The sequence below is a fragment of the Mycobacterium cookii genome, assembly GCF_010727945.1.
GTDB classification, from domain to species: Bacteria; Actinomycetota; Actinomycetes; order Mycobacteriales; family Mycobacteriaceae; genus Mycobacterium; species Mycobacterium cookii.
Genome location: NZ_AP022569.1, coordinates 5,082,114 through 5,098,938 on the forward strand (window position 1 = coordinate 5,082,114; position 16,825 = coordinate 5,098,938).

At 64.1% G+C, this 16,825-nt stretch carries 13 protein-coding genes; 9 read left to right on the forward strand and 4 right to left on the reverse strand.

Translation table 11 applies throughout. The features are described from left to right. Positions 1-259 precede the first annotated feature (259 nt). The 9 genes from G6N27_RS23890 (at position 260) to ngg (ending at position 12,585) form a co-directional block, all read left to right on the forward strand. Positions 260-682 (forward strand): MmpS family transport accessory protein, encoded by a 423-nt coding sequence (locus G6N27_RS23890; protein ID WP_163780758.1) that lies wholly within the window; start codon positions 260-262, stop codon positions 680-682. Beyond that, entirely contained in the window at positions 679-3,609 is a 2,931-nt protein-coding gene (locus G6N27_RS23895) for an MMPL/RND family transporter (protein ID WP_163780759.1), read from the forward strand. Before G6N27_RS23890 ends, G6N27_RS23895 begins: the two co-directional genes overlap by 4 nt. 88 nt (positions 3,610-3,697) lie before the next feature. Further along, positions 3,698-4,000, forward strand: a complete 303-nt coding sequence (locus G6N27_RS23900) for an RNA 2'-phosphotransferase (protein WP_232064778.1) — start codon at positions 3,698-3,700, stop codon at positions 3,998-4,000. A gap of 10 nt (positions 4,001-4,010) precedes the next feature. Continuing rightward, positions 4,011-5,840, forward strand: coding sequence for a WXG100 family type VII secretion target (locus G6N27_RS23905; RefSeq protein WP_163780761.1), 1,830 nt, complete (start codon positions 4,011-4,013; stop codon positions 5,838-5,840). Between the two features lies 1 nt (position 5,841). Beyond that, positions 5,842-6,243, forward strand: a complete 402-nt coding sequence (locus tag G6N27_RS23910) for a hypothetical protein (protein WP_232064779.1) — start codon at positions 5,842-5,844, stop codon at positions 6,241-6,243. Between the two features lie 35 nt (positions 6,244-6,278). Beyond that, a complete protein-coding gene (locus G6N27_RS23915) occupies positions 6,279-6,656 on the forward strand; it encodes a hypothetical protein (RefSeq protein WP_163780763.1) in 378 nt (125 codons plus the stop codon). Between the two features lie 113 nt (positions 6,657-6,769). Further along, positions 6,770-8,914, forward strand: a complete 2,145-nt coding sequence (locus G6N27_RS23920; protein ID WP_163780765.1) for a hypothetical protein — start codon at positions 6,770-6,772, stop codon at positions 8,912-8,914. 57 nt (positions 8,915-8,971) lie between these two features. Next, positions 8,972-10,777, forward strand: a complete 1,806-nt coding sequence (locus G6N27_RS23925) for an N-acetylglutaminylglutamine amidotransferase (RefSeq protein ID WP_163780766.1) — start codon at positions 8,972-8,974, stop codon at positions 10,775-10,777. Then, a complete protein-coding gene (gene ngg / locus G6N27_RS23930) occupies positions 10,774-12,585 on the forward strand; it encodes an N-acetylglutaminylglutamine synthetase (RefSeq protein ID WP_163780769.1) in 1,812 nt (603 codons plus the stop codon). Before G6N27_RS23925 ends, ngg begins: the two co-directional genes overlap by 4 nt. On the opposite strand, the gene G6N27_RS23935 is transcribed toward ngg, so the two are convergent. From G6N27_RS23935 to G6N27_RS23950, 4 genes are read right to left on the reverse strand one after another with little or no spacing between them, the layout of a single operon-like run. Next, positions 12,578-13,381, reverse strand: a complete 804-nt coding sequence (locus tag G6N27_RS23935; RefSeq protein ID WP_163780771.1) for an SDR family NAD(P)-dependent oxidoreductase — start codon at positions 13,379-13,381, stop codon at positions 12,578-12,580. The genes ngg and G6N27_RS23935 overlap by 8 nt on opposite strands. A gap of 13 nt (positions 13,382-13,394) precedes the next feature. Continuing rightward, positions 13,395-14,045 (reverse strand): TetR/AcrR family transcriptional regulator, encoded by a 651-nt coding sequence (locus G6N27_RS23940; RefSeq protein WP_163780773.1) that lies wholly within the window; start codon positions 14,043-14,045, stop codon positions 13,395-13,397. Continuing rightward, the gene (locus G6N27_RS23945) at positions 14,042-15,187 is read right to left on the reverse strand and encodes a sulfotransferase family protein (protein WP_163780775.1); all 1,146 of its coding nucleotides are present in this window, start codon (positions 15,185-15,187) and stop codon (positions 14,042-14,044) included. The genes G6N27_RS23940 and G6N27_RS23945 overlap by 4 nt, the downstream gene beginning before the upstream one ends. Next, on the reverse strand, positions 15,184-16,401 hold the full coding sequence (locus G6N27_RS23950) for a DUF1214 domain-containing protein (RefSeq protein WP_232064780.1): 1,218 nt from the start codon (positions 16,399-16,401) through the stop codon (positions 15,184-15,186). The genes G6N27_RS23945 and G6N27_RS23950 overlap by 4 nt, the downstream gene beginning before the upstream one ends. Positions 16,402-16,825: the final 424 nt, after the last annotated feature.

Below are 16,825 nucleotides of genomic sequence, written 5' to 3' on the forward strand. Positions count from 1 at the left end.
GCGTTCGGTTTTCGCTATCGGTCAGCAGGCAGAAGGTGACCATTCGAAGCGAAATCGATTGCAGCGCACGCAGATTTCGCGTAACTGATTCCGAATTGCCGCTGTATGGCGGTGGCCCCGGCCGGCGGCGCGCCTTCGACGTGACGGCGTACCGGGGGAATGAACTCTGACGCAGCTGCGTTCGGCTAGCGGTGGCGCGTGCGAAGAGATGCCTAAATAATCAGCAATCGAGCATTCCCAGGCGGGGGAGGGCAGGGCGTTGACGATTCTCAAGCGGGCATGGGTTCCGCTCGTGGTGGTCGTGGCGCTGATCATCGGCGGCGTCGCTGTGATGCGACTGAACGGCGTCTTCCCAGGTCCCGGCTTGCCGAAGCCCGATCCCCGGGATGCGACCCCGCCGTACGCGGTCAAGACCGCCACCTACGAAATCCTGGGACCGCCCGGGACGACCGGCGTCGTCAACTGGATGGATGCGGAGTCACTGCCGCAGAAGGCCAACTTCACCACGTTGCCGTGGTCGAAGACGATCAGCGCCGCGATGCCGGGCATCTTCGCCTACGTCGTCGCCCAAGGTGACGGCCCTTCCATCGGCTGCCGGATCACCGTCGACGGCAAGTTGGTCGATCAACAGCAGGTCAACACCCGCGACGCGCAAGTTTCCTGCTTGGACAAATCCGCGTGACCGACGATACGAGCGACACGGACAAAATCCCCGTCGCGCAGCGCACCGAAGTGGAACACAAGCCCCGGATCGCCCGCACCATCCGCGTCCTGGCGCTGCCGATCGTCGTGGTCTGGGTGCTGCTGGCGGTCGGCGTGAACGTCTTCGTCCCGCAGTTGGAGAAGGTGGCCGAGGAAATCTCGGTGCCACTGTCGCCGACCGATGCGCCGTCGGTGACCGGCATGAAGCACATCGGCGAGAAGTTCAAGGAGTACGACTCCGACAACCTGGTCCTGGTGACCCTGGTCGGTGATAAACCGCTCGGCCCGGACGCGCACCGGTTCTACGACGAGCTGGTCAAAAAGATCCAGGCTGACCACGAACACGTCGAGCATGCGCTGAACTTCTGGGGGCAGCGATTCACGTCCTCGGGTGTCGAGAGCTACGACCACAAGGCTGCCTACGTTCAGGTCAACCTGAAGGGCGATCAGGGTGGGGCGGTCGGCGACGAATCCGTTGCCGCGGTGCGAAAGATCGTCGCGGACGCGAAGCCGCCGGCCGGCGTGAAGGCCTACGTCGCCGGCCAGGGCGCCCTGACCGCCGACGTGATCGTTGTCGGTGACAAGAGCCTGGCCAAGATCACCATCATCACGGTCGTCATCATCGCGCTCATGCTGATGTTCGTGTACCGGTCCATCGGCACCGTATTGCTGACCATGGTGATCCTCTTCGTGGGACTTGCGGCCGGCCGCGGCGTGGTGTCGCTGTTGGGCGAAACCGGCGTCATGGGGTTGTCGACCTTCGCCGTGAACCTGCTGACCTCACTGGCAATCGCGGCGGGTACCGATTACGCGATTTTCATGGTCGGCCGGTTCCAGGAGGGCCGTGAACGGGGCTTGGACCGTGAAGCCGCCTATTACGACACCTTCGCCGGTGTCAGCAAGGTGGTCCTGGGCTCCGGTCTGACCATTGTCGGGGCGCTGGCCTGCCTGAAGTTCACCCGGCTGCCCTACTTCAGTTCGCTGGCGTTCCCGTGCGCAATAGGACTGCTGGTGGTGGTGGCGGCTGGCGTCACGCTGACGCCCGCTCTCATCGTAGTCGCCAGTGGCTTCGGTCTTTTGGACCCCAAGCGCAAGTTCAACTACACCCGCTGGCGCCGCCTGGCGACGGCCATCGTCCGGTGGCCCGCGCCCATCCTCGCCATCTCCGTCATTCTGGCGATCGTCGGCGCCCTGGGTTTGGCGGGCTTCACCCCGCGCTACAACGACCTCTACTATCTGCCGCACAGCGCCGCCTCGGTGCAGGCCTACGACGCGGCCGATCGACACTTCACCCAGGCCCGCCTGAACCCGGACCTGCTGATGATCGAATCAGACCACGATCTGCGTAATCCCCGAGACATGCTGGTGTTGGACAAGGTTGCCGGCGCGATCTTCCGGGTGCCCGGCATCGAACGGGTGCAGAGCATCACCCGACCGCTCGGCCCGCCGATCGAAGACGGATCCATTCCGTTCCAGCTCAGCGTGCAGAGCGCACCGATCCGCGACAACCTCAGTTACCTGAAGGCCCGCGTCGGCGACATCAAGAAGATCACCGGTTTCCTCGACACCCAGATCAGCCTGCTGGAGCGTCAGTACGCGATCACCCAGAAGCTCGCGAACGCGACCGACGACAGCGCGAAAACCACCGCGGAGACCGCCGCCATCACGGACGAGATCCGGGACCACATCGCCGATTTCGACGACTTCTGGCGGCCGATTCGCAGCTACTTCTACTGGGAGAAGCACTGCTACGACATCCCGATCTGTTTGTCGCTGCGAAGCCTGTTCGATGCCCTGGACGGGTTTGATCAGCTCGCCGAGAAGTTCCACGCCCTCACCGGCGACCTCACTCATACGGCGGCGGCCACACGCGAACTGCTGGCGATCATTCCCGAGAACATCGCTGTTTCCAAAGCGATCCGGGATACGACGCTGACCATCTACAGTTCGTTCGACAGTCTGATCGACCAGTTCGACAAGCTGACTGACACCAACGCCGTGATGGGCAAGTCGTTCAACGACGCTCGGGTGGAGAGCCTGTTCTACCTGCCGCCGGAGATCTTCCAGAACTCCGATTTCCAGTTCGGGCTGAGCCTGATGGTGTCGCCGGATGGAAAGGCCGCGCGGTTCATCATCACGCACGCCACGGATCCGGCGACCGCGGAGGGAATCAAGTCGGTCGATCAGGAGCGCAACGCGGCCAAGGAGGCGCTGAAACTCACCTCACTGGAAAACGCCGACATCTACCTCGGCGGCACCGCCGCGACGTTCAACGACATCGCCATCGGCGCCTGGTATGACCTGCTGATCGCCGCGGTGGCGTCGATCGTGCTGATCTTCATCATCATGGTGATCGTCACCCGCGCTCTGGTCGCGGCGGGCGTCATCGTCGGCACCATCGTGCTGTCACTGGGCGCGGCCTTCGGGTTCTCGACACTCATCTGGCAGCACCTGGGCCATTTCCAGTTGCACTGGGTGGCAACGGAATTCGCGCTGATCGTGCTCTTAGCGGTGGGGTCCGACTACAACCTCATGCTGGTGTCCCGAATCGAGGAAGAGATCGGCGCCGGCCTGAACACCGGGCTCATCCGCGGCGTGGGTGTGACCGGCCCGGTGGTGTCCGCAGCCGGTGTGGTGTTCGCCGTGACGATGGCCGCGATGCTCAGCAGCGATCTGCGGGCGATCGGTCAGTTCGGCTCCACCATCGGCATCGGTCTGATGTTCGACACCTTCGTCGTTCGGACGCTGATCACGCCGTCGATCATGACGCTGATGGGCCGCTGGTTCTGGTGGCCGAAACGGGTGCGTGTCCGCCCGGCCAGTCAGATGCTTCGATCCGTCGGTCCGCGCCCGCTGGTTCGTGCCCTGCTGTACCAGCCGCGACACGAGGCCCAGCCGAATCAGTAGCATCCGTCGCCGCACAAGGTGAAGGGCGCATCTTCGTGTTGCGGGCTATGATTTTGCCCGCAGTGCCGCTGAGCAGAAGGGGAGCGCCGTGGCCGATCAATTGAAAGCCGATCTCGTCGCGCTTCACCACTGCAGCAACGACATGCTCAACGCGGTCGGTGACGCCGCCCTTGAGTTCATCAACCACGAAGACGGGCTGGCCGAAGCGGCGCCCGGCTGGGTCGGGTCGTCGCAGGCGGCGCTGGCCGAATTGGCAGCGCACTGGGAGGCCCGGCACAGCCACCACAAGTTGCAGGTCGGCGGACTGGGGACGCACGTGAATGATGCGATGACCCGCTACTCCGCGCACGAGGACGGCTCGGCCCAGGCTCTCGGGTCCCTGCCGGGGTAGGTGGTGTCATGTGGCGCCGCTGACCCCGTCCGACGTCAAGCGCTGGGATCCCGACGCGATCCATCAGGTCTTCCAAACGGCCAGCAACCGGGCCCAGACCCTCACGAAGTTGGGGGACAACCTTCAGCAGGTCCACAACGGCCTAAGCGACTGGCAAGGAGAAGCCGGCGACGCCTTCCGTGCCGACCTGGGCCACACCCGCCGTGATATCGAGGCCGACGGTCAGGAGTCCAGGCAGGTGGCAGCGGCGGTGTCGGCCGCCGAGGCGGACGTGCGCGCGTGCCGCTCAGAACTCGACAACATTCAGCAGATGGCCGACGCCAACCATTGGGCGATCACGCCGGACTGGCGAATTGACCCGGGCAACACCCTGAAAGGACCCAACGGCGGCATGCTGGCCATCGAGCTGCAAACGGCGCAGAGTGCGCTGGACGCCTTGAAGCTGCATGCGCATACGACCGACCACGAGCTTGCGACTGCCGTTCGCTCCGCCGTCGGTGAGGCTCCTACGAGTGCCCGGCCGCCCGCGCCAGGTGGGTCGCAGCCGCAACCGAAACCTCAAGCAGAGCAACCGAAGTCGTGGAAAGACATGCTGACACCGGCTGGTTCAGGCAACGGGGCTGGCGCGGGTCAGCCGGTGCCGGCCGATGCGGGAAGCGGCAAGCCGCCGTCGCTGGAGGACATGCTTCTTGGACGCGGTGAACCAGCCGGCCAGAAGCCGCCGCCTGGGAGCCTGCCGGATCTACTGAGTCGGATGCCAAAACCCGGTGGCACACCGGCGCCGAAGCTGAATCCCGCAGACATCGAGAGTTTCAAGGCGATGGCCCGCCAGAGCATGCTCGCCGACGGTGTCCCGCCGGACCAGATCGAGGGGCGGCTCAACGACATCGTGGGCCGCACTCAGCAGTGGATGGATCGCGGGATGCCGAACTACGTCCCGCCCGCGCCGCCGAAGCCGCCACCGCCTGGATTCGGTGACGGATTCGCTGACCACTGGTTTGGCTTCGAAGACACGGTCCACAGGCTCACCGGGCAAGAAGGGCTCGACGCGATGGGCGACGCGTGGGGCGGGATGGCGAAAGGCCTCGCCGGAAAGGCTGAAGAGTCTCTCCTCATGGGACCAGTCGCTCCGGTGAACGACCTCACGCATGAATTCAAAAGCTTCCTGGACAACCCGGCGTATTACGCGGGTGGCAAAACCGCAGACGGCGCCATCGCGCTGCCGGGAATGATGTTCGGCGGCGAAGGTGCGGCTGTCGAAGCGGGGCTAGGTGACATCGGACCTGGTGTCCTCGACACCGGTCCAGCCGTCTCGACCCACGCACCGATCGGTTTCGAGCACCCGGTGGAGTACAACCCGTTGGGTCCCGATTCAGCGTTCGATCTCAACTATGCCCACTGGAATGGGGGGCCCACAGGTGCGCTCAGCGAGCCGGTCGCGGACATGTCGACTCACTACATCGGTGACAATCCGGACCGGGTTGTTCTCGGCAAATTCGACACGCACGAAGGGGGGTATATCGGCGAAGCCCGCAGCAACGGTGGCATCTACTTTGATACCGGCGACCCGACTTGGGATGCCCTTACACAGGGATTCGCCCCAAAGGAAGAGCAAAGTCTGGTTTGGCAGGTCAATGAACACTTCCTTCGGAACCAAATGGAGAGTGAAGTGCCACGTATCGAATATGTCTTGCCCGACGGCTTCAACAGCGTTGAGCAATTAGCGGGGGCGCAGCGACAATCGTACTCCGCGATGGAGATCAACTTCCTGAAAGAGAATGCCGCGGCTTACGGATACGAGCAGCAGGGAAACGTGTGGGTTTACCGGGGAGGTAAATAGCGTGTATGCCTCGCAACTGGCAAGATTTCTGGAAACGACGCTGTCGCATGCCGGGTTCAGGCTCAGCCAACTTGACGATCCCACCGTATATCAAGGCCGTCCCGCCTGGGCGATCTACTACGCCGGTAAAGACTGCAAGCTTCAGGTCTGTTGGTCGGCGCGCGACGGCGGGATCGATTTTCTGCTCGCGCCCCTCGAAGCGCCGAACGAATTCGGATTGTCCAACGCCTCGAAGAAGTGGCACCTCATGTTGATGCTCAGCAAAGCGCATGACGACCTTGCGACACCTGTGCCGGATGCCGACGATGAGGCCGAAATGTCGTGGCTCAAAGCATTGTTCGAAATACATTTCGAGTCAGCTCACGCCGCGTTGTTGTCGAGTGATGGACATGATCGATTCTGAATTTTGCCCGAGAAGTCCAAGCAACGGAAGGGTCGTTGCTGCAGGAACTGGGGTTCGCGCTGGACGAAATCGACGACGACTTCGATGAAGGTGGCCGACCCGGTTCGGTCGTTTACTATCGTTCTCGCGACTGTAAAGTGCAGGTATATAAGTCTTCCCGCGAAGCCAGCGTGAACTGCATGATGGCACCGCTAAGTGCCGCGAACATCTTTGGTCTCTATGACGAATCCAACGAATGGCAATATCTCCGAGGGTTTTGCCCGGCGCCCGATCTCCCCCTCGAGGAATTAGTGAAGTCGATCAGTTATAAGTCGAAGAGCGACCGCGAGCAACTAGCGGAAGTGAGAGAATCCCTAAGCGACTGGTATGAAGCAGCGCGCGCTGGCATCCTTCGCACTGGCAACAGTCAATAACTGCAGAAATTGATCGTGCCTTCGGGTCGATGGGCGGCGCCCCACCACCAAGGCTGCCCCCCGCCACCTGCCCGCCCTGTTGTGACGTCGCTGATAGTGGGTACAGGACGGGGATGCAGCGCCCCGACACGATCATCGAGATCCACCGCGAACGCGTGCAGGACCAGACCGTTGAGATGTTCGGCGGCGACAAGTACACGGAGTCCGTCGACGGCACCGGCTACTCCGCGACCGCCACGCTCGATCTCACGTTGGACCGCGTGTGGTTCATCTTCGACGCCCAGCAACGCCTCTGGCAGGAGATGACCGAGGCCGGTGAAATCCAGGACCCGCTAAGGCATTTCGCGATCGACCTGGTGATCTTCGATTCGAAGATCACCATCGATTCGGTGACCTGCGTCCCGCTGGCGTCGTTGCCGCCCGCGACGATCACCATCCCGGACGGACCGAGCGCCGGCGAGTCACGCGAAATCCCGTACAACGAGATCCCGCTCTTCGGCCGCTTGACCATCCACGACCAACTCGAGCCGAAGGAGATCGAACGGGGCAAGCAGACCGTCGCCTTGGACTTCAACGAGCAGGACGCGCCGACATTGCTGACGTCACTGCCAGACGATCAGTTCAGCCCGCAGTTGTTCGGCGCGCACGTCGACCGCCGTCCCGACGGCAGCATCGCCTTCTGCGCGCCAGACCCGCGGATCGTCTGGGAACTCGACTACGCCGAGGCGTACTGGATCACCCACAGCATCGCCGGTGAGCTGCTGGTCAACGCCGAGAAGCTGCAACACCTCGGCCTGTCCGACGACGTGGCGAGGATCAGGGTGCTCGACTCGCTGGCCGCCCAGATCTCCGACGCGGTACGCCCGAAGCTCGCCGAAATGGGCGACGACGGCGTCATGGACTTGATGCCCACACCCTTGGACGTCGACCCACAGTCGCAGGATGACCAGACAGTCAAAGAACTCGACGCCGTCGTCCAACGCTTCGACATCGACGGGACCACGCACGAATCCATGGTCATCCAGCTGCAAACGCTGCGGGAGTTGCCGAGCGGCGAGGAGCTACCCACGTCGATCCTCGCGGAAAAACCCACTGAGAAAACAGGATTGGCCGTCACCGGGTGGAGCATTCTGCGGCAGGTCCGCGACACGGTGATGAAAACCTTCGACCTCGACGAGAGCGATTTCGACGCCGACGTACCGTGCCTGCTGGCGGGCCCGAAGACCATCAACATCGGCGGGCAGGAACGTCGTCTCGAGAAGCTCGACGCCGATGTCGTGCCCCGCAGTGCGGACGGCCGGTTGGTCGTCGACGGCACGGTCAGCGCCGAAACCACCCTCTACGACTTCAATGCCACCTTCAAAGTGACCTACGAGATGGGCCTCGACGACATACCGCGCGACCCGAGCGGCCACGAAACCAAACGGGCCGACCTGGAAAGCGTCGAGAGTCTGGAGATGGCGCTGAGCGCCGCCGGTGACCGCAAGCGCGCCGGTGCGCTGAGCGACCAGGAGTACGAAGCCGAGGTGAAGCGTGTTCACGACCGGTTCGAGGAGCTTCCGAAAACCGTCGGTGTGCGACCGACGCAGAATCCGCCCGAGGCGGAGGTCAATCCGGACTTCCATCTGACAGTCGCGGGCAAGGTCGCCGCGGCTGCGGGCGCGGCGGCCATGATCGGTCTGCTCGCGCTGCCGGTGACCTGGGTTGCCGGCGCGGCCGGAGTGGGAGCCGCCGGCGGCGGTGGACTGCTGGCCCTGGCGATCGTCCAGTACTTCACCACGGTGCTGACCATCGACTGGTTCGGCGTCGGAATCGGGTCACGCCAGGTCAAGCAGTCGCTCAACGATCGCCCGGAGGGGACGTCACTGCCTCCGATCGGCATACCGGTCGATGTGGACTTCAATCGCCAACGCCTCGCGGTGTACTTCCGCCCGCTGCCGGCGAAATTGTGGGTCGGGTCTGTGGACACCGCCGAGCACGAGGGCGACCGCACCGACATCCGCCTTGTAGGGGGCCGCTGGCCCACCGATGGTCACCCGTGGAAGCTGTCCAACGACGACGCCCTGCTCTACGTCGACTCCGGCGAACTGCAGTTGCTGCTGGAGCCCGACAGCGTCAGCGGCGACGGCGCACCGATCAGTGTCGCCACCGCGCCCGATGGGCAGCACTACCTACAGGTGGAGAACGAAGACTCCGACAAACTGCAGCGCCTCCCACATATTGACCGGCCAGGCGACGAGATTCACACCGGCTCATGAACGTGCCCCAAACGCCGCGGCGCGCACCTCGGAACCGACCTCTGTAGGGTTGATCAGGTGTGTGGAGCCACCGGTGAGGTGCGACTCGACGGTCGTCCGCCTGACGTAGCGGCGGTGTCGGCGATGGCCGATGTGATGGCGCCGAGAGGTCCCGATGGCGCGGGCGTCTGGTCACAAGGTCGGGTAGCCCTCGGTCATCGTCGCCTCAAAATCATCGACCTGACCGAGGCGGGCGCGCAGCCGATGATCGACTCCGATCTCGGGTTGTCCATCGCGTGGAACGGCTGCATCTACAACTACAAGGAGTTGCGCCGCGAGCTCGAGGGCTACGGCTATCGATTCTTTTCGCACAGCGACAGCGAGGTGTTGCTCAAGGCCTACCACCGCTGGGGCGACGATTTCGTCAGTCATTTCAAAGGCATGTTCGCCTTCGCGATCGCCGAACGCGACAGCGGCCGAGTGCTGCTCGGGCGGGACCGGCTCGGCATCAAGCCGCTCTACATCACCGAAGACGCCCACCGAATCCGGTTCGCCTCGTCGTTACCGGCACTGCTCGCCGGCGGCGGCGTGGACACCCGAATCGACCACGTCGCGCTGCACCACTACATGACCTTCCACTCCGTCGTTCCGGCGCCGCTGACGATCCTGCGCGGCGTGCAGAAGATTCCGCCGGCATCGCTGCTCGCGATAGAGCCCGACGGGCGGCGCGTCACCACGACCTACTGGTCGCCGGACTTCAGCCGGCACGAAGACCGCTCCGGCTGGTCCGAGCGCGACTGGGAAGATGCCGTGCTGTCGTCGCTGCGGACCGCGGTCGAGCGGCGACTCGTCGCCGACGTGCCAGTGGGGTGCCTGCTGTCCGGCGGGGTGGATTCCAGCCTGATCGTCGGATTGCTCGCCGAGGCCGGTCAGCATGGGCTGAAGACGTTCTCCATTGGATTCGAGTCCGCCGGCGGGGTCAAAGGCGACGAATTCCAGTACTCCGACATCGTGGCCAAACGCTTCGACACCGATCACCACCAGATCCGCATCGGGACCGAGCGGATGCTGCCCGCCCTCGATGGGGCCATCGGCGCGATGAGCGAACCGATGGTCAGCCATGACTGCGTGGCCTTCTACCTGCTCAGCCAGGAAGTCGCCAAGCATGTGAAGGTGGTGCAATCGGGACAGGGCGCCGACGAGGTGTTCGCCGGTTACCACTGGTATCCGCCGATGGGTACGCCGGCCGCCGCAAGCCTCGAAGGTTCGGTCGCCGAATATCGTGCCGCCTTCTTCGATCGCGATACCGACGGGGTCGCAGCACTTCTCGCTGCGGGCATCGCCGCACCGAACGATCCGAGCGAGCGTTTCGTCAGCGAGCACTTCGCCCAAGCGGGTGCCGAAACCGGCATCGACCGCGCGCTACGACTCGACACGATGGTGATGCTGGTCGACGACCCGGTCAAACGAGTGGACAACATGACCATGGCGTGGGGCCTGGAGGGCCGGGTTCCCTTCCTCGACCACGACCTCGTCGAGCTGGCAGCCACCTGTCCGCCGGAACTGAAGGTCGCCCACGGCGGCAAGGGCGTACTGAAAGAAGCCGCGCGACAGGTCATTCCGGCCGACGTCATCGATCGCCCGAAAGGCTATTTCCCGGTTCCGGCGTTGACCCATCTCGAAGGGCCGTACCTGGACATGGTGCGTGACGCGCTGTACGCGCCGGTCGCCAAGGAGCGTGGGCTGTTCGACACCGGCGCGGTCGACGCGTTGCTGGCCGACCCGAACGGCCGGCTGACGCCGCTACGCGGAAATGAGCTCTGGCAGATCGCGCTGCTCGAGCTCTGGTTGCAACGCCATGGTGTGACTGGGCCGGCGGCATGACCTCCAGCGGTCCTTCCGAGGACCACCCCGAGGCAATCACGCTCGGCCTGCACGACGCGTCGCCGCCGCATCTTATCGACGCGATGGCGAAAGATGTCGAGCTCGAATTGGGTTGGGGCCGACTGATCTTCGGCCAGACATTCGCCGACCCGGCGACGCTGGCCGAGGCGCTGCGACGGGAAGCACCCGGACGCCGCGACATCTGCATTTATGCGCGCGAATCGCACGTCGTGGTGGCCGGAGCGCCCGCCGAGCTTTTCATCGACCCCAGCCACACTTACCGGCTGCGATTCGTCGACTCGTCGGAAGACGACGAGACGGCGCCGTCGCCGGTCGGCATCACGGTGCGCACACTGAAAGACCCGTCCGACGCGGACTCGATGAATCGCGTATTCGTCCGTTGCGGAATGGTTCCCGCGCCCGTCGACGTGATCTGGGACAACCACCTCAATCAGCCCGCCGTCACCTACTTGCTTGCGGTACGCGACGACGACGGTGCGGTGGTGGGGACGGTCACCGGCGTCGACCACGAGCTGCTGTTCTCCGATCCCGAACGCGGCTCGAGTTTGTGGACGCTGGCGGTCGATCCCGTTGCCGGCGTTCCCGGAATCGGCATCGCTTTGACCCGAAAGTTGGCCGCGCACTTCCGTCGTGCCGGCCGCGCCTACATGGACCTGTCCGTCACCCACGACAACGCCGCCGCGATCAAGCTGTATGAGAAGCTGGGATTCCGGCGCGTCCCGGTACTGGCGATCAAGCGGAAAAACGCCATCAACACCCAGTTGTTCAGCCCGCCGCCGGAAACGATCGACGACCTCAACCCCTACGCGCGGATCATTGCCGACGAAGCCGTGCGCCGCGGCATCTGGGTGGAGGTTCTCGACGCCGAAACCGGCGAGATGCGCCTCAACCACGGTGGCCGTAGCGTCATCACCCGAGAATCGCTGTCGGAGTTCACCTCGGCGATCGCCATGTGCCGTTGCGACGACAAGAGATTGACCCGCCGGCTGGTTTCGGATGCCGGAATCACCGTTCCGCGTGCGCGGTTGGCGACGTTCGACGACGACGATTTCGAATTCTTGAAGGACGTCGGTGAAGTCGTCGTCAAACCCACGCGAGGCGAGCAGGGCAAAGGCATCACCGTCGGCGTCACCGTCGACCACGGGCCCGGTGAACTGGCCGCCGCCGTGGCGCGAGCGAGGGAGCAGTACCCGGAGGTTTTGATCGAGCAACGAATCAAGGGCGATGACCTTCGACTCGTGGTGATCGACGGCCGCGTCGTCGCCGCCGCGCTGCGGCTGCCGCCGGAGATCATCGGTACCGGCGAGCACACCGTGCGGGACCTGATCGTCGCCGAGAGCCGACGGCGCTCGGCGGCCACCGGCGGTGAATCGCGCATCCCGCTCGACGAGGTCACCGAGGCAACGTGCGCAGAACAGGGTTGGCGACTCGATGATGTTCTGCCGCAGGGACAGCGGCTGCGCGTCCGCCACACCGCCAACCTGCATCAGGGCGGCACCATCCACGACGTCACAACCGACGTGAACCCGGAGCTGTGCCGCGTCGCGGTGACCGCGGCCGAGGCGATCGGCATCCCGGTCACCGGGATCGACCTTCTCGTTCCCGATGTCACCGGCGAGGAATACGCGTTCATCGAAGCCAACGAGCGGCCGGGGCTGGCCAATCACGAACCTCAGCCCACCGCCGCGGCTTTCGTCGATTACCTGTTTCCCGGCCAGCCAGGACAGCCGTTCGCCTGGACGCCCGAGGAATCGCCGCGCAACCCCGACGACTCGGTGATCAGATGAAGTCCGAACCGCCGTCGACGTTCACCGTCGCGCCGGTCACGTAGCCGTTTCGTTTCGACGCCAGGTACGCGGTGAGCGAGGCGACCTCCTCGGGCAGGCCGGCGCGGCCGAGGTCGCACGGCTGATGAAAGTTGTTGTCGATCCAGGTCATCACGTCACGCGGGTCGGTGGCGTCCAGGCCGTCGGCAGCGAGAATGTCTTTGAGGTTTTCGGTGAAACTGGCCGTGACGATGGTGCCGGGGCAGACGCAGTTCACCAGGATGCCATCTTTGGCAAGGCTTTTCGACAGGTTCTTGGTGATGCTGGATAGCGCTGCTTTGGCAGCGGTGTAGGCGACGATGCGAGGGTTCTGTCGCTGGATGGAATGCGCGGACAGGGTGACGATTCGGGCCCATTCCGCGGCGCGCAGCATGGGCAGCGCGGCGCGAATCGAGCGCACGCCGGACATGGTGCCCAGCGCGAACGCGGCGTCCCAGTCGGCATCCTCCATCTGCTCGAAATAGCCGTCGCCGGGACCGATGGTGTGCACCAGGCTGTTCAGCGATCCCCAGCGTTCGGACACGGCGGCGAAGCCGTCGGCGATGGACGCCGCATCAGTCATGTCGACGCTGATCCCCATCGCGTCCGGGGCTCCGGCGGCCCGAAGCGCATCCACCGCGGCATCGAGCGCGCTTCTGCCGCGGGCCATCACGGCAACGTTGGCTCCTTCGGCGGCAAGGCATTCTGCGATGGCCAGCCCCATACCCTTGCTGCCGCCAGTGACGACGGCATTCGATCCGGTGAAACCCAGGTCCACGGTCTTCCTCTTTTCAGGTGAGTCGAGTGAGTTGTGTGACGGTTTCGGGCGCCACGCCGAGACCGCGCAGGCAGAATTGGAACGCGGTACGGCGAATCTCGTTGCGTTGGCAATCGCTTGTCGCCCAGTGTCGTTCGGTGCACGCCCACACCACACCCTGGATCGACTGAGCGTCGGTCGCCGGATCGATGCCGTGGAAGGAGCCATCGTCGAGGCCGCGTTGCAGCTGTTCGATAAGCGGCTCGAGCATTTGGGCGTAGGCCGGCTGGATCAGCTCGGGGGAGGCGAACATCTGCGACTGGGCTTCCATCGACAGCTGACGCAGATCGGATTTGATGTTGTCGTCGAAGGCCAAGTCCAGTCGGCCGTCGATCCACGCCGCGACCGCTTCGACCGGCGTGGCGGCCTTCGCAATCTTTCTTCTGAGCCGTCGCATTTCCACGCGCGCCATATCCAGGAAGACCGCGGCAACCAACTCGTCTTTGGAGTCGAAGTGCCGGTAGAACGCTCGGGTGCTCAATTGTGCGCGATCAAGAACCGCGGCGATACTGAGTCCTCGAACACCTTGCTCACGAACAGATTTCGATGCGGCGGCCAGAATCGCGCGCCGCACGTCAGGATCGGGGGCAAGTTTGTCCCGTCGCCGCGTCGCGGGCTGGGTCATGCGGTCGCGTCGTAGGTTCGCAGGTATTCCGCGAATCGTTCGCGAACACCGTCGGGGGTCAGACCGTACTCGGCCAGGTCGTAATCGTGTGCGCCCCGAGAGCCCGGTTCGTGGCCGCGGGCCCACTGCTCGACCGACCGTTCGGTGTCATCGCTGAACGTCAGGCCCAGCCGGTCATATGCGGTCGCCAAGGCCTTGATCGGATCGGTCTGCAAGTCGGCGAACGAGACATCGGCGAATCGCTGGTCGCCGAAGCGTTTCCGGAAGTTCATCGCACGCCGGGTGGCTTCGGCCCAGCTGTCCAGTTGCTCGGCGCCGAGCTCCTCGGGGTCGTCGCGGTCGCTGCTCCAGCTGCGGACGTATCGGATCAGGCTGCACACCGAACCCATCACTTTGGCCGGATCACGGTGACTCCACATGAATTTCGCGTTCGGGTAGGCCTCCACAAGCGCGTCGAGCGCGAACATGTGCACCGGGGTCTTCAGGTGCCACAGCACGGGCGGGCAGTGCCACTGCAGAAGTTTCAGGACGCGACGATGAAAGGTGTAGGTCTCAACCATATCGCAATCCATCAGCCAGGCAAGGTAACCCGGGACTCGCACGACGCCGTCGAAATGGAAAGTCCGAAAACTCATGCCCATCAGATCCTGGCATTCGGTCGGAGCCGTCGGCTCGGAGTTGTACAGCGTCTTCATCAGCGGGAACATATCGTTCAGCATCTGCAGGCCTGCTTCGGCCTGCGCGATCCGGGGATCGTCGTGCTGAGTCGCGGCCTCCGGGGGCGGTGTCGGCGCTTGCGATTCCCACATTCGCAACGACCTGAACTGCGGATCGGCGGCCACCAGCTGGCTCAGCGCGGTGGTTCCGGTGCGGGGGAGTCCGATGACGAAGACCGGGCCACCGACCACTTCTTCGTCGATTTCGGGGTGCTCGGCGTAGGTCGCTTCGACCTTGAGTCGCTGAATCAGTGCGTTGCTGATGGTCGCGTGCTGAATGACCCCGCCCATCTCGGACAGTTCGGCTTCGGTGTTCAGCGACTCGACGGTGCGCTCGAGTCCTTCCCGGTAGTAGGGTGACCCGAAATCGTCCAGACCGGTTGCGGCGCGGGCCCCGTCTTCGAGTTCGTCTGCTGAGAACGTCACACTCTGAACCTTTCGTGTACGGCACGCCGACGTCGTTCGAGCACGGCGGACCGCTCGTCGGGGGTGATCCGCGTGGTGTCAGCGGGCAGCTCCGACCCCAGGTCGTCGAACGAGACCAGCCGGACTTGCGGGGTCGGCGCGGTCTCGGTGCGCACGCAGCGCAAGATCATCGCGCCGTTGCTGTAGCCCGCGGTGTCGAGCCAGTTCGCGATTCCGGGGTCGCGCTCGCTGAGCACCACCCGCACCCGCCCGTCGGAGTCGACAGCGGCTTGATGCGCATTGAGGCTGGATTGATGACGACCGTAGTGGATCGTCTCCCACCACGGGTTGCCGAGCGAATAGCTCCAGTAAACCCCTTGCGGTGGTTCGACTTCGAGGATCAGCGCCTCGTCAGGAGCGAGCTCCCACCGGCCGATCACCGGCTTGTTCTCGGCGGCGGCGCCCATCGCGGTGCGGTCGATCGGGGGCAGGAATCCGTTGGCCGGCGGTGCGCCGCCGAACTGCAGAAAGAACTGCAGGTTGTCGTGGACGAAATCACCCAGTGCGACCAGTTGCCGCGGCACCGAGGCATCCAATGCGACGGTTGGCTTTTCAGCGGCGACCGGCGGGCCGACTCGTTCGATCTGCAGCGATGACGGTTGCTCGGTGTCCCAGTCGTAGAAGAAATGTCGCACCGTCAGCGTCGGGTGATCGCCGTCGATCCGCATCCAGTTTCCGTCGTGTTGCGCGGCGGACAAGATGACTTCAAAGTTGCCGTCCTTGTCGATGTCCAGCTCGTCGACCAATTCGTTTGCGGTGGAGGCGATACCGTTCATCGTCTGCAATCCGACGTATCGGGCGGTGCCCCGGTTGCCGAATAACCGGTAGCTCTCACCGCCCCGCAACGCGGCGCGGGTGTACAGACAGTCCGGGCATTCCATTCCCCAACTGACGATGTCGTCCGTGCTGGTGCGCTGAACGGACAGGATGGGATCGGCGTCGAACCGCAACGCCTCGTCGATACCGGCCGCGAGCAGCACCAGGAGGTGCCGCATCCCGGCCGCGAGGTCAATCCGATTCCGAGTCACCTGATCGTTGTGGACGATCTCGGCTGCACTCTCGAGCCGGCTCATCAGATGCGACCACGCCTGAGCTGGGTCGACGTCCTCGCCGGTCAGCGACGCCTCGGCGATCGAGTGCGGCAACCACGCTAGCGGACCCTGTCCAGCGCTCACATTTCCTCCGCCGTCGCAGGGCGTTAAATGAGAACAGCGTTTTCACTTAACGTGGGATCACTATCACAGCCGCCGCACCGGATTGTCAATGCTCGTCGCCGAACGCTGACCTTGCTCCGGATGATTCTGGTACCGGCTTGCATGCACATCCTCGGCCGATGGAACTGGTGGGCACCGGCGCATCGGCGTCAGAGAATCCGTCTCGCGGGCATGAAAAGCCGTGTTCAGAGGCGCGACAAGTTTTTTTCACCGTCACCCATCCAAGCCCGCCCAGGCTCCGAACTAATTAGGCACGCGTTCAATGTCGGCACGCGTGGAGCCGCGACGCGAGCGGACCGCCAGCGTGACTGTCAGCCGGACCGAACGGGGTGTAGATAGGTGGCTAGCACTGAGTTGCAGGACATGCGAGCTCGAATGTCTGCGG